We start from the raw sequence: 13,404 nt of genomic DNA, 5'->3' as shown, positions 1-13,404 counted from the left end.
CGACCGGCGCGCTGCCTGGCAAGAGGCGCGTGATGCGCACTGAGCCCGCCGACTCTTCATCGAACCACCTGCGACTATTCCAGGAAATCAGGCATATCAGGCATCGATCTTTCAGCCCGCGAACGCAGCGCCCGTGGCCAATTGCGGGTCCGCGCACGTCGATAAATGAAGACATGTCAGGCGACCATAAATTCGCTAATCGACGGACTTCGCTCAAAGACCTGTTAAAAAACAACAAAATAAGAATATAGCCGAAAGGCTTACGCTCCGATCTCAATACGCCTTTGCGAAACACGCCCCGCTCCAATAACAGGTCGGGACAGGCCAAAAGAAAGCAGGCAATGCTCGACCAATCCGAAGCTGTTCTTCAGCGCGAAGAGATCCGTTCCTCCAAAGAGTGGGCGCGTGTCCTCGCAAAATATCGCGAACCCGACGCCGCGCGCAGCTGGTTCGAGCTGGCCGTGACCCTTGGGCCCTTCGTGATCCTGTGGGCGCTTGCCTGGTGGGCGATGTCGATCAGCTACTGGCTGACGCTGGCGCTGTCCCTGGCGAACGCGGGCTTTCTGCTGCGTCTCTTCGCGATCCAGCACGATTGCGGCCACGGTGCATTCTTTCACAGCCGAACCGTCAGTGACTGGACCGGACGGGTTCTGGGCGTCCTGACCTTGACGCCCTACGACGTCTGGCGGCGTTGCCATTCCATCCATCACAGTGCGGCTGGCAACCTGGGACGGCGCGGTATCGGCGACATTCACACCATGACCGTCGCGGAATATCGCGACGAGACGCCGCTCAATCGGTTGTTGTATCGGCTCTATCGCAACCCGATCACCCTGTTCTGCCTCGGCCCCGGCTATCTGTTCTTCATCCAGAACCGGATCCCCTGGGGATTGATGGGCAGCGCCACCTTCTGGTTCAGCGCGATGTGCACGAACGTTGCGATCTTCCTGTGGGTCGGGCTGATCCTGTATTTCGGCGGCCTTGTGCCGGTGTTGCTGATCTTCCTGCCGTCGACCCTGCTGGCCGCCACGGCCGGGGTCTGGCTGTTCTACGTCCAGCACCAGTTCGAGACCACGCATTGGAACGAAGACGAGGATTGGCAGCTGCACGATGCCGCGCTTGAGGGCAGCTCGCACTACGTCCTGCCGCCGGTTCTGCAATGGATCAGCGCGAATATCGGCGTGCACCACGTGCATCACCTTTACAGCCGCATTCCGTTCTATCGGCTGCCGGAAGTTCTGCGCGACCACAAGGAACTGAACGACAGCAATCGCATGACGATCCGCGAAAGCCTGCACAGCGTGCGGCTGCATCTCTGGGACGAGGATGCCCGACGTCTTGTCCCTTTTGATCAGGCGAAACTCGGCTAAGGGCTTTCTGCTCTCCTTTACCGAAGACCTCTCCGCGCACTTCTGCGGGGACGTCATCCATCGCGGCGTGGGTCGGAAAGCCTGCTCAACCGCGAAAGTGTCCTCCAAAGTTCCCCCTTCCCTTCCCCTCGCCCATGGGTATAGTCCGGCTCCATGACACCGACCGGCCATATCCCTTTCGTGACGCTGCCCGCTTCGGGCCTGCGTCCGCTTGGCCTGCTCCTTCTGCTTACCCGCCTCTGAGCGTGCCTTGACCGGCGCGACCGCTCAGAGGAGACAGGGACCCGCGCCGATCAAGCCCCAAGCAGACACAATCCGAGAGACAGACCATGACCACGACCGATAAAGACCGCGTGTGGATCTTCGACACCACGCTCCGCGACGGTGAGCAATCCCCCGGCGCGACCATGACTCATGCCGAGAAGCTCGAGATCGCGGAGCTCCTCGACGATATGGGCGTCGACATCATCGAGGCGGGCTTCCCCATCGCCTCCGAGGGCGATTTCCGCGCCGTCTCCGAGATCGCGGAGCGCTCGAAGAACGCGGTGATCTGCGGCCTCGCCCGCGCGCAGCTGCCGGATATCGACCGCTGCTGGGAAGCCGTCCGCCACGCAAACCGCCCGCGCATCCATACCTTCATCGGCACCTCGCCCCTGCACCGCGCCATCCCGAACCTCACCCAGGACGAGATGGCCGAGCGCATCCACGAGACGGTGACCCACGCCCGCAATCTCTGCGACAACGTGCAATGGTCGCCGATGGATGCGACGCGGACCGAATGGGATTACCTCGCCCGCGTCGTCGAGATCGCGATCAAGGCAGGGGCCACGACGATCAACATCCCCGATACGGTGGGCTATACCGCGCCCGTGGAAAGCGCGGACCTGATCCGGCGGCTGATCGCGGAAGTGCCTGGCGCGGAGGATGTGATCTTCGCCACCCATTGTCACAACGATCTCGGCATGGCGACGGCCAACGCGCTGGCCGCGGTCGAGGGTGGCGCACGGCAGATCGAATGCACGATCAACGGGCTTGGCGAGCGGGCGGGCAATACCGCGCTCGAAGAGGTCGTGATGGCGCTCAAGACCCGCTCCGACATCATGCCCTACGAGACCGGCGTCGATAGCCGCAAGATCATGCATATCTCGCGCCGCGTCGCGACGGTGTCCGGCTTCCCGGTGCAGTTCAACAAGGCCATCGTCGGCAAGAACGCCTTCGCGCATGAGAGCGGCATCCACCAGGACGGCATGCTCAAGAACGCCGAGACCTTCGAGATCATGCGCCCCGAGGATGTGGGCCTTGCCGCCACCAACCTCGTGATGGGCAAGCATTCGGGGCGTGCCGCGCTCCGCGACAAGCTGCGGCAGCTGGGCGTGGAGCTCGGGGACAACCAGCTCAAGGACGTCTTCGTGCGCTTCAAGGACCTCGCCGACCGCAAGAAGGAGGTCTATGACGAGGATATCCTCGCGCTCGTCACCGCGACGGCGTCGGATGGCCAGCAGGACCGGCTCACCATCGTGAACCTCTCGGTGCAATGCGGCACGGGCGGCCCTGCCACGGCGGAGCTGGAGATGGAGATCGACGGCCGCGACGTCTCCGCCACCTGTCAGGGCGACGGGCCGGTCGATGCGACCTTCAAGGCCGTGCGCCAGCTTCACCCCAACACCGCGCGGCTGCAGCTTTACCAGGTGAACGCCGTGACGGAAGGCACCGACGCGCAAGCGACCGTGTCGGTGCGTCTCGAAGAGGACGGCATGATCGCCACGGGCCAGTCGGCGGATACCGATACGGTGGTGGCGTCCGCCAAGGCCTATGTGAATGCCCTTAACCGGCTTCTGGTCCGCCGCGACAAGGCCGGGCCCGGATCGGACGCGAAAGAGATCAGCTACAAGGATGTGAGCTGACGGGTCGGGGGGCGCATGTCGCCCCCCGTTCTTTGCGGGTGCTTGCGGGCTGAACGGTGCGGCACCGAAAGCTCCGTCCCTTCGCGACGAAGACGTGCAGCGGGGTCGACACTGACGGCGCGGATGAAAACGTCCGCGATGCTCGGGCTGATGACCGACCGCACGCGCACGGAATTGGGCGGAGCGTATGACAGAACCAACACGGCCAGATGCGCTGCCTTGGCAGAACCTACTGAGAAAATGCGTTTTCTTCGAGTTCGCGAGCCGGTACGGTCAGGCCGCTCAGAAGAATGAACCACGTTTCGAACGGCGGAGCGCCTAGGCTTTAGTTAATGATTATCCGGTCGGTGGATTTGCAGATGCCGAAACATCTCCATTCAACCACCGAGGCGTAATTGGTCAAACAAGGGGTAGGCCCGATATGGCGATTGTATTGGATCGAGAATGGGGCGGGCGCTTTTACGATACCTACACTCTGGAATGTGCGACCGAGGCAAATATCGAGGCGACTACCCGGCTGCGGGACCAGCAAAAGGCGTGGAAGCGAGAAGACCGGAAACGCGTGATGGCCCAAGGGAAACACCCCTTTTGGCACTCAGCTATCGAGCGGCCCATACCCGAACATCTGATGGTCAAACAGCTGAAGCTGACAAAGGGCGATGACCTGCCGGATTACATCCACCATTCCCCCGCCGGGCATTTGGTAAGTGATCGACTGAAGGCACTGATCGAAGAGGAGGAGCCTGCGGGACAAGGGTTTCAATTCTTTGCCGTCGAGATAAAAACCAAAAGCGGCGAACCCTACGGAACGCCCTATTGGCATTGGGATGTGTTTCGCCGAATTGATGCGATCGACCCCAGTTCAGAGGCACTGGAAAGCGTGTCCGGGCCAGTGGATGGAAATCACCGATGGAGTTTCAAGTCAGCGCCCAAGCCGTGGACCAAGGAGCATCTTATCCTGTCGAAGCCAAAGATCGAAGGCATGGCTGCGTGGGTCGATTTTCGCTTTGATCGTGGCTATCCATTCCTGTCCGACAGCCTTCATGAGAAAATGATTGCGGCTCAAATCACTGGCTTCAGCGCTCAATCGGTTTGGAGCGAACGCTAGGTCTACGCGGTGATTGCGCAAAACACCGAAGGTCCGTTTCATGCGCTCCCGTTTTGCCGAAGCGGCCAAGGGCGCAATCGAAGCCGCTTGACGCGCGCCATCTGCAGGTCCGTTTGCGCGATCAATCCGTGCCGCGCCATGTCCGCCACGGGCTGAATGCCGCGCGTTTCCAATAAAGACCGACAACCACAAACCACACCCGCCCCACACCCACAGGGATGCGGGTGCAGGTGCGGCGCACAATGCCCGCCTCGGCTGCGTTACTGGGTATGCGCGAGCGCCTTTTGGACATTAGGCCGCTCTTTCATCGCCTCGTAATGCGCGGTGCAATTGCGGAATTCCGACAGGTCGAAATCCTCCCGCAGGGCGCGGTCATAGACCCAGAAGAAATAGGCGTCGCACGCGGTGTTGTGGTCAAAGAACCAGGTGCGGCCATCGAGCTCCTGCTCGACCAGGGCCATTTGCTCGAAGAACATCGCTTTCGCCTTGGCCTTGATGTCTTCATGCGCGCTCTCGATCTCGCAGAATTTGGCGGTCCGGAAATGGCGGGTGATATGCGGGTGCATCCCGGAGGAGAACCAGTTCATATGTGAAATGGCGCGGGCCCGCTCGAAGGTATCCTTGGGCAACAGATTGGCGTCGGGATAGGTGCTCGCGATCCAGGTGAGAATGGCCGCATTCTCGCTCAAGCCCTTTCCATCGACGACCAGATACGGAACCTTTTGCTTGGGATTGAGCGCTTTGTAGCGATCTGACGTTTGCTCTTTTTTCGCCAGACTGATCAGCTCAACGTCGAAATCGGCCCCGGCCTCCAAGAGAGAAACATAGGTGGCAATGGAGCATGCGCCCGGCGCGTGATAGAGCGTGATCGTCATTGGCTTTCCTTTTGAAGGCTCAAAACTTGCGTGCGTGGCACCCATGGGCCACGAGGTCGAACCCTAACAGATATACCTGCCGGTCCAAGCTGCGTTGTCCTGCCGAACGCCATCGCCACGGCGCGTCACGGCCCGACACGCCAACCCGCGGGCAAGGTCGCCTCGCGGGGGGCGTGTCAGGCATGGGCGGGGCGCAGGTCTTATTGCCCGAGCGCGATCCCTTCGCGGCGCGGATCGGCACCGCCCAAGAGCCCGTCCGGCCCGACGGAGATCGCGTGGATGCCCGAGGTCAGGTCGCGGATATTGACTTCAAAGCCCATCGCCTCCAGCGCGGGCTGCAGATCGGCCATCTCCGTGCCCGCCTCCAGATCGAAGGTGCCGAAGCGGTTCACGCCGTGCGGCATGGCCGCCGCCGCCTGTACGTCCATCCCCCAGTCGAGATGCGCCAGCACGGTCTGTGCCACGTAGCCGATGATCCGGCTGCCACCGGGCGAGCCCACCACGAGGATCGGTGCACCGTCACGACGCACGATGGTGGGCGCCATGGACGAGCGCGGGCGCTTGCCCGGCTCCACCCGGTTGGCGATGGGCACGCCATCCGCATGAGAGCGGAAGGAGAAATCCGTCAGCTCGTTGTTCAGGAGGAAACCGTTGGTCATCAGCCGCGAGCCGAAGCCGTTCTCGATCGTGGTGGTCATCGACAGCGCATTGCCCTGCGCGTCGACGATGGAGATATGCGAGGTCGAGGGAAACTCGAGGCTTTCGTCATCGGCCCAAAGCTGCGCGTGGTCCCATTCGGGATTGCCCGGAGCGACTTCAGGCAGCGCGTCATCGCCTGCCAGAAGCGCCGCACGCTCGGACAGGTAATCCGGCGCGACAAGGCCCGCGGTCGGCATGGGCACGAAATCGCTGTCGGCCATGTAGCGGCCCCGGTCGGCGAAGGCCAAGCGCGAGGCATCGCCAATCTGGCGCCAGGTTTCGGCCTCCATGGGCTCGCCCGGCTCCAGCGTGTCGAGCATGCCGAGGATCTGCCCCACGGTCAGCGCACCCGACGAGGGCGGGCCCATCCCGCAGACCTCCGCGCCGCGGAAGGGCGCGCAGACGGCGGGGCGTTCCTTCACGCGATAGAGCGCGAGATCGAGCGTCTCCATCACGCCGGCATTGCCCTCAACCGCCTTGACGGTCGCGACGATGTCCTCAGCGATGGCGCCGGTATAGAAGGCGTCCGGGCCTTCCTCGGCCAGACGTCGCAGAACGGCGGCGTAATCGGGGTTCATCAGCGTGTCGCCCGCCGCGATGGCCGTGCCGCCGGGCAGGAAATAGGCCGCCGTCGCCTCGAAGCGCGAGAGCCGCTCGGCATCACCCTCCACGAGTTGCGCGAGGCGCGGCGAGACCGGGAAGCCGCCTTCGGCCAGTTCGATCCCGCGCTCGAACAGCCCGGCCCATTCGGCCTGTCCCCAGCGGTCATGCGCTGCCTTCAGCAGCGCGGGCGTGCCCGGCACCCCGACCGAGCGACCGCCGACCACAGCGTCGAAGAAGTCCAGAGGCTCGCCTGTCTCGTCCTGAAAGAGCCGGGGCGTCGCGGCCAGCGGCGCGGTCTCGCGGCCATCGAGCGTGGTGATCTCGCCCGAAGCGCCATCATGCCAGACAAGGAACGCACCGCCGCCCAGACCAGAGCTTTGAGGCTCAACGAGGCCCAGCACGACCTGTGCGGCGACCATGGCGTCGGCAGCGCTGCCCCCTGCGGCCAGCACGTCCGCGCCTGCCGCAACCGCATGCGGGTTCGCGGCGGCAATCATCCAGTCCTGTGCTGCGACAGGATCACCGGCGGCCTTGGCGTCGAGCGCCGCGGCAACCTCCGGGGAGATGCCCGCGAAATCCGCAGGATCGGATGCGGTGGCCGCTTCGGTCGTGATCGCGTCGGCGGCCTGCTGGGCAAGCCCCATGGCGGGCAGGCACAGCGCAAGAAGACAAACGGATGAGCGCAGCATGACAAAGTCCTTTTTGAGAAGGGGATAAGGCGAGCCTAACACGTTCCCGGCCCCTGCAAAGCGTTGTGAAACCTTTCGCATGCGAAAGGGATTAACGGAAATTAGGACACGTTTTCATTGCCTTGCAGGATCGCGCGCTGTGTTCAGGCAGTGCGCGCTGGCCGCCATCGGTCATTTTCCGCCCATGCCGAAGAACGACGGATTTGCCGCCATCAGGGCATGCTCCGCCGCAGGATCCACAGGGTCAGCGCCACGATGACGATGGGCAGGATCAAGGTCTCGAGCAGCAGAAGTCCGATCACCGTCAGGGAGGCCCGGAAAAGATCGTCGGCCCGTTCGAGGAAGTAGGTCACGTTCTCGCGGTAGAACGTCATGGTCTCGACCATCTCGCCGAAGCCTTCGGTCGCCGAGGAAAAGAACGACCGGTCCGCATCGGGGGCCAAAGCCTCGCCGCGCGCCTCGGAGATGCCGCGGGCCCGGTCTGCGATTTCCGTCAGTTCGGCCTCGGCTGCGGCCATGCGGGTGGCCGTCAGACGCTCGGCCAGGGTCGAGCCGGACCAGAAGAGAAGCGGCAGAACGAAGGCCAGTGCCGCCCCGGCGATCACCGCGCGGTCCAAGACCCGGCGCGTCCCGCCCAGCCTGTCGGGGCAGAGCAACCACGGCAGCAATGCTGCAAGCAGAAGTCCCGCGCCCAGAACCGAGAGCGGGCCGAAGGTGGCCGACAGCGTGGCCGCCGCGACGGAGACCGCGAAGACGCTGGCCGCGACCCGTTCGACGGTGTCGTCTACCGGCTCCAGCACCTTGAGGGGCTGCGCATTGGCCGACACGCCGAGAGCCCCGCCCAGTTCGATCTCCTGCGCGACCGACAGCGTGGCGTTGATGGCGCGCAGGGAGACATAGACCGCGCCCGCCGTCAGGGCCGCGCGTGTCGTTGCGCGTTCGGCCCCCGTGGCCGCGGGATTGGTGGTCAGGAGCGTGAAAAGAGCCGCGAGGGCGAGGCAGATCGCCAGAATGGACCGCCCTGCCCGGCTCACAGCATCGCCGGGACGACCTGATCGGGCGGACGATGGCCATCCGCGAAGGTCTTGACGTTGATGATGACCTTCTCACCCATTTCGTCGCGGCCCTCGCGCGTGGCCGAGCCCATATGCGGCAACAGCACCACGTTGGGCAGATCGCGCAGTTCGGGGTTCACGTCGGTGCCGTGCTCGTAGACATCGAGGCCTGCACCGGCCAACTCACCGGCGCGCAGCATCCGCGCCAGCGCGTTCTCGTCCACGACCTCGCCGCGCGAGGTATTCACGATGACTGCGTCGGGCTTCATCAGCTTCAGGCGCCGCGCATTCATCAGATGGAATGTCGAGGGCGTGTGCGGGCAGTTGATCGACAGGATGTCCATGCGCGCGGCCATCTGGTCGAGGCTGTCCCAATAGGTCGCATCGAGCGCGGCCTCGGTCTCGGGACGCAGGCGGCGGCGGTTGTGGTAATGCACCTGCATGCCGAAGGCCTGCGCGCGCTTCGCGACAGCCTGACCGATCCGGCCCATGCCGAGGATGCCAAGGCGGCGACCGCCCAGCCTGCCGCCAAGGAACGCGGTCGGCGCCCAGCCCTGCCAAGACCCCGATTGCATCGTGGCCAGTCCTTCGGGCATCCGCCGGGTCACGGCGAGCATCAGGGCCAGCGTCATGTCGGCAGTGTCATCGGTCGTCACGCCGGGCGTGTTCGACACCAGGATCCCGCGCGACCGGGCGGTATCGACATCGATATGGTCAACGCCCGCGCCATAATTCGCGATGAGCTTCAGGTTCGGCCCCGCCTGCCCGATCAGCCCCGCATCGAGCCGGTCCGTCACCGTGGGCACGATCACATCCGCCTCCTGCATGGCGGCGGTTAGATCCGCGCGGCTCATCGGTGTGTCGTCGTCGCGCAGGCGCACGTCGAACAATTCCGAAAGCCGGGTTTCCACGGCCTCCGGCAAACGTCGCGTGACGACAACACTCAGACGTTTTGACGGCATGCAGGGCCTCCCGGTTCTTTCCAAAAGCGGTGTTCCGCGGCAGAGTGTCTTAACTCCGGACGGGGCACAAGAACCTCGCCGAAAAAACGCAGGCACGTATCATGTTGAGACCATTGAAGGCATTCGCTCTGGCGCTGGTGCTTGGCATCGCGCCTCTGGCCGCCGCAGCGGCATCCGACAGCCGGGGCCCGGTGACCAATTTGCCCCTGCCCCGTTTCGTGTCGATGAAGGCCGCCGAAGGAAATGTGCGCCGCGGCCCGTCGCTGTCGCACCGGATCGACTGGGTCTATGTGCGCCGGGACATGCCGCTGGAGGTCACCGCCGAATACGGCCATTGGCGCCGCGTGCGCGACCGGGACGGCGCGGGCGGCTGGCTGCATTACGCGCTTTTGTCGGGATCGCGCACCGTGATCGTCGAGAAGGAAAAGCTGGTCGTGCGCGCCCGACCCACGGCCGACGCGCCGGGCGTCGCGGAGTTCGGCCTCGGCGTGATTGCCCATCTCGGCAAATGCCTGCCCGATTGGTGCGAGGTCGAAGCGGGCGGCCATTCCGGATGGGCACCCAAGACAGCGCTTTGGGGTGTCGGCCCGAAAGAGCTGCGGGACTGAGCGCAGCCTTCCGCTTAATCAAAATCCGATCAAGCGACGGCGCGCTGCCCGGAGACCGGGCAGCGACGATCAGGCGGCGTCGTGCAAGAGGATCGCGGCCTCGGAGGCGGTCAGATTGCGCCGGGCCGTGACGCCGTAGCTCATCGGGTTCGTCTCCACATACGGGATCAGTTGGCCCAGACGCGCGCGGTCCTCGGGGTCGAGCGTGTTCAATTGCGTCTCGCCGGGATGGAAGCTCTCGGACTCGACGCCATTTGCGAACAGCACCTCGTGGCGCGGCAGCATGAGGTGGATATAGGTCACTTCCTTGACCTGCGTGTCGGCCATGATCGAGGAGCCGTTCACGAGATCGCATGCGGCGACCAGCACTTCCTCGCTGTTGAAAAGCGCACGCGAGGCAGCGCCCCGAAAGAGGATGCGGTGCTGCGGCGAGACGAGGAGTTCCTCATCCGGGCGTTCCACCCCGAACGCGCCAGCACCGATCCGGATGGGCCGCAGGGATGGCATCGCGAAGAGCCGCGCGCCGGTCATGCGGCGGCTGCCGATCCAGCAGATCTCCTGCAGGCCGTTATCCTTGGTCTGGACAAGGTCCCCTTCGCGCAGATCCTCGACCCGGACGGAGCCATCGGCGACGCGGATCCGCGTGCCCTTGGTGAAACAGATGACGCCGGAGCCCAGATGCGATTGCGGGTCCGATGCGCTGAGATCGACCGAATGATGCACGACCCAGAGATCGGCATCCCGGGGCGGGACATCATCGACGAACATCAGAAGCGGCGGGCTGTCCGAGCCCACGCCAATGACCGTCACGGTGAAGGATTTCATGCCGTCGGTGACCACGAAAGACTGGTCCGTCAGGGGGTGATCCACCTCGACATCCGAGGGATCCTTGACCCCGATCAACGCTGCCCCGACGAGCTTGCGCACCATGCGCGCCGCCCGCTTGCGAATAAATACGTCGTCATCCGCCCGATCCAGCATCAGCAAGGAATTGGGACCATCCACCCGAACCGCCTCACCGTGCCAGGACCATGCCGCCCCAATGGTCAGCGACGCCAGCGGCGCTGCCTCAAGCCCATCGATACCCGTTTGCGACCAGGAGATGACGAACGTGCCACGATAGCCCGTTCCCATGCCCGTCTGCCTGCCTCTTATTTTTATTACGTTAAGAACTACCAGAAAGCTCTTGATCGAAATAGAAAAAATGCAGGTTGCAACGGAACGGGGCGCGCCTTGCCCCTAGGTCAGTTGTGGTTTTGCAACATTTCCCGGGGCGTATCGAGGCTGATACAATCAGAAATTGTACTTGATCCGCGCCGCCCCAAGGAACTGCCCCTCGGGCTGGCCTTCGAATTCCTCGCTCAGATAGGTCACGCCATATTGCACGCCCCAGGCCTCGCCCTGCCAGTTCACACCGGCGCGCAGGCGGGTGCGGTTCTGCTTCAGGTCGGGGCCGCGATCGTCGGGCAGGTAGACGCTGCTGACCACCTGCGCCATGTCCGCGCCCAGATAGAGGCTGGTGCCCACCGGGTCTTTCGAGACGATCTGGTAGCGCGTGCCGGTGACCGGATCGCGCGCCAGCAATTCGCCGACACCGAATTGGCCGAAGGTCACATCGACGCCGACGCGGGCCAGCGTCTCGACGCCCCAGCGCAATTCGGTGAAGGGGCGCACATTGCCGTTGTCGCCGAAGGACAGCTGGCGCCCGGCTTCCGCGACGAGCGTGGGGTGAAATCCGTCCTCGATCTGCTCATCGGTCACGTCGTCCGACGGGCGCACGATGTTCAGAAGGTCATGCAGCGCGTTCTGGAAATCATCGAGCCGCGTTTGCGGGCCGGTCATCACGAGGTCGCCGCCAAGCGCGATCTCGGTGCCTGCCCGGTTGAAATGGGTGTGCAGGCCCAGTGAGAGGCTGCCTGCATAGAGCCGGTCCTCGGGGTCGAAATTGCTCAGATTGGCAGGAGAGATGATCTGCCCGTTGAAGCGCAACTCCAACAGATCGCCCGGCCGCGCGGGCGCCTGTCCGTCCCAGCCATAACCCCAGACCCGGCTCGAGACGACATTGCCCGTCTGCCAGCGGTCTTTCAGTTCTCCGGCGGAATCGTTCACGATCAGACGGCCATAGCCGATCTGCGTGCGGTCCTGGGCCTGGGCCACGTCGGGCGAAAGGGTTGCCAAGACGGACAATGCAATAGCCGCAATGGCGCCAAGCGCCCCGCGGGTCGGGGATAATGATGTCATCGAACCTGCTCGCTCGAGTTATAGTTGTTTTTTCAAGTATTAGGCGAGCAGGCCGCCTGCGCCAAGCCGCGATTTTCGGATCATGGCCGCCATTGCGCGGCGGCCACAACCGGAGCGGTTGTCACGATCCCGGGCCGTCGCTGGAGCCCAGCGTCGCCCAGATCCGATCCTCGGGCGGGGGCGGCGGCGTTTCGCAGCGTTGGCGGTGGATGTTCACCTTGGAGATGAAATGCGCCGAGATGGGGGCCGTCACGAACAGGAAGGCCACGATCAGCACCTCGTGCACGGAATTCTCGCCCGTGGTGAAGGAATGCAGGATCGAGGCCGTGATCAGCGAGCCGACCCCCAGCGTGCCGGCCTTCGTGGGCGCGTGCAGCCGCTTCATCGGGTCGTCGAGTTTCAGAAGCCCGTAGGAGCCCACGAGCGTGAAGAGCGCGCCGATGAGGAGCGTCACGGCGGTCAGGATATCAAGTACAAGGCTCATTCGATGATGTCCCCCCGCAGGATGAAGCGCGCATAGGCCACCGTCGAGACGAAGCCCAGCATGGCGAAGATCAGCGCCGCTTCGAAATAGACTTCGGAGCCCTGCGCGATGCCCAGAAGCACGATGAGGCCGATGGCGTTGATGACCATCGTGTCGAGCGCGAGGATGCGGTCGCCGGTGCCCGGGCCGATCACCAGCCGCACCATCGCCATGACCTGGCTGACCGAGACCGACAGGATGGCGATCAGCAGCGCCCATTCGAAAAGACCGGATGGCAGGATCATTCGAAAATCTCCTTCAGACGGCGTTCGTAGCGCTCCTTGATCTCGTCGCGCACGGCATCGAGGTCGTCGGCATCAAGTGCGTGGACGAGCAGGCTATGCCCCTCGTCGGAGAGATCCGCGGAGACCGTGCCGGGCGTCAGGGTGATCGTGCCCGCGAGCATGGTGATCGCTTCGGGCGTGCGCAGATCGAGCGGAATGGTCACCCAGGTGGATTTCATGTCGGCATTGCGCTTGCTGACGACGATCCAGGCCACTTCGATATTGGCGACGATGATGTCCCAGATCACCAGCCCGATATAGGACAGCATCTTCCCGGCCCGGAACGCGGTCGGCACGTTGGGCCAGTAGGGATAGGTGAAAAACGGGATCAGGATCCCGAGGATCAGACCCAGCACGAGGCTGTTGAGGGTGAAGCTGTTCGCGATGATCAGCCAGACGATCACCAGCAGGATCGTCAGAAGCGGATGCGGGAAGATGCGCCGCAGAAGGCCGGGCTTTTCGGTCGTGTCGGATGTCGCCATG

At 63.8% G+C, this 13,404-nt stretch carries 13 protein-coding genes; 4 read left to right on the top strand and 9 right to left on the bottom strand.

Annotation, left to right across the window (positions count from 1 at the left end; translation table 11 throughout):
* Positions 1 to 341: 341 nt before the first annotated feature.
* The 3 genes from FIV09_RS02875 to FIV09_RS02865 all read left to right on the top strand — a co-directional run bounded on the left by FIV09_RS02875 (position 342) and on the right by FIV09_RS02865 (position 4,382).
* Entirely contained in the window at positions 342 to 1,370 is a 1,029-nt protein-coding gene (locus tag FIV09_RS02875) for a fatty acid desaturase (protein ID WP_152448576.1), read from the top strand.
* Positions 1,371 to 1,699: 329 nt separating this feature from the next.
* Complete coding sequence (locus tag FIV09_RS02870; RefSeq protein ID WP_152448575.1) at positions 1,700 to 3,274, top strand: 2-isopropylmalate synthase; 1,575 nt, start codon at positions 1,700 to 1,702, stop codon at positions 3,272 to 3,274.
* A gap of 421 nt (positions 3,275 to 3,695) precedes the next feature.
* The gene (locus FIV09_RS02865) at positions 3,696 to 4,382 is read left to right on the top strand and encodes an imm11 family protein (protein WP_152448574.1); all 687 of its coding nucleotides are present in this window, start codon (positions 3,696 to 3,698) and stop codon (positions 4,380 to 4,382) included.
* Between the two features lie 260 nt (positions 4,383 to 4,642).
* Here the strand turns inward: FIV09_RS02865 and FIV09_RS02860 are convergent, their stop codons facing one another.
* From FIV09_RS02860 to FIV09_RS02845, 4 genes are all read right to left on the bottom strand, one after another.
* The gene (locus tag FIV09_RS02860; RefSeq protein WP_172975611.1) at positions 4,643 to 5,257 is read right to left on the bottom strand and encodes a glutathione S-transferase family protein; all 615 of its coding nucleotides are present in this window, start codon (positions 5,255 to 5,257) and stop codon (positions 4,643 to 4,645) included.
* A 200-nt stretch (positions 5,258 to 5,457) separates the two neighbouring features.
* Positions 5,458 to 7,248: a gamma-glutamyltransferase gene (gene ggt, locus FIV09_RS02855; protein ID WP_152448572.1), complete on the bottom strand. Its 1,791-nt coding sequence runs from the start codon at positions 7,246 to 7,248 to the stop codon at positions 5,458 to 5,460.
* Positions 7,249 to 7,460: 212 nt separating this feature from the next.
* Complete coding sequence (locus FIV09_RS02850) at positions 7,461 to 8,282, bottom strand: hypothetical protein (RefSeq protein ID WP_152448571.1); 822 nt, start codon at positions 8,280 to 8,282, stop codon at positions 7,461 to 7,463.
* On the bottom strand, positions 8,279 to 9,265 hold the full coding sequence (locus FIV09_RS02845; RefSeq protein ID WP_152448570.1) for a D-glycerate dehydrogenase: 987 nt from the start codon (positions 9,263 to 9,265) through the stop codon (positions 8,279 to 8,281). Before FIV09_RS02845 ends, FIV09_RS02850 begins: the two co-directional genes overlap by 4 nt.
* A 101-nt stretch (positions 9,266 to 9,366) precedes the next feature.
* Here FIV09_RS02845 and FIV09_RS02840 point away from each other — a divergent pair, with 101 nt between their 5' ends.
* Entirely contained in the window at positions 9,367 to 9,873 is a 507-nt protein-coding gene (locus FIV09_RS02840) for an SH3 domain-containing protein (RefSeq protein ID WP_152448569.1), read from the top strand.
* A gap of 69 nt (positions 9,874 to 9,942) precedes the next feature.
* Here FIV09_RS02840 and FIV09_RS02835 read toward each other — a convergent pair whose 3' ends face one another.
* From FIV09_RS02835 to FIV09_RS02815, 5 genes are all read right to left on the bottom strand, one after another.
* Positions 9,943 to 11,007: a Hint domain-containing protein gene (locus FIV09_RS02835; RefSeq protein WP_152448568.1), complete on the bottom strand. Its 1,065-nt coding sequence runs from the start codon at positions 11,005 to 11,007 to the stop codon at positions 9,943 to 9,945.
* Positions 11,008 to 11,166: 159 nt separating this feature from the next.
* On the bottom strand, positions 11,167 to 12,114 hold the full coding sequence (locus FIV09_RS02830) for a lipid A-modifier LpxR family protein (protein ID WP_152448567.1): 948 nt from the start codon (positions 12,112 to 12,114) through the stop codon (positions 11,167 to 11,169).
* 121 nt (positions 12,115 to 12,235) lie between these two features.
* Positions 12,236 to 12,598 (bottom strand): Na+/H+ antiporter subunit G, encoded by a 363-nt coding sequence (locus tag FIV09_RS02825; protein ID WP_152448566.1) that lies wholly within the window; start codon positions 12,596 to 12,598, stop codon positions 12,236 to 12,238.
* A complete protein-coding gene (locus tag FIV09_RS02820; protein WP_152448565.1) occupies positions 12,595 to 12,882 on the bottom strand; it encodes a K+/H+ antiporter subunit F in 288 nt (95 codons plus the stop codon). The genes FIV09_RS02825 and FIV09_RS02820 overlap by 4 nt, the downstream gene beginning before the upstream one ends.
* Positions 12,879 to 13,403, bottom strand: a complete 525-nt coding sequence (locus FIV09_RS02815) for a Na+/H+ antiporter subunit E (RefSeq protein ID WP_152448564.1) — start codon at positions 13,401 to 13,403, stop codon at positions 12,879 to 12,881. The genes FIV09_RS02820 and FIV09_RS02815 overlap by 4 nt, the downstream gene beginning before the upstream one ends.
* Position 13,404: the final 1 nt, after the last annotated feature.

Source organism: Roseivivax sp. THAF197b (assembly GCF_009363255.1).
Taxonomy (GTDB): Bacteria; Pseudomonadota; Alphaproteobacteria; order Rhodobacterales; family Rhodobacteraceae; genus Roseivivax.
This window is presented reverse-complemented; position numbering and strand designations above follow the sequence as displayed.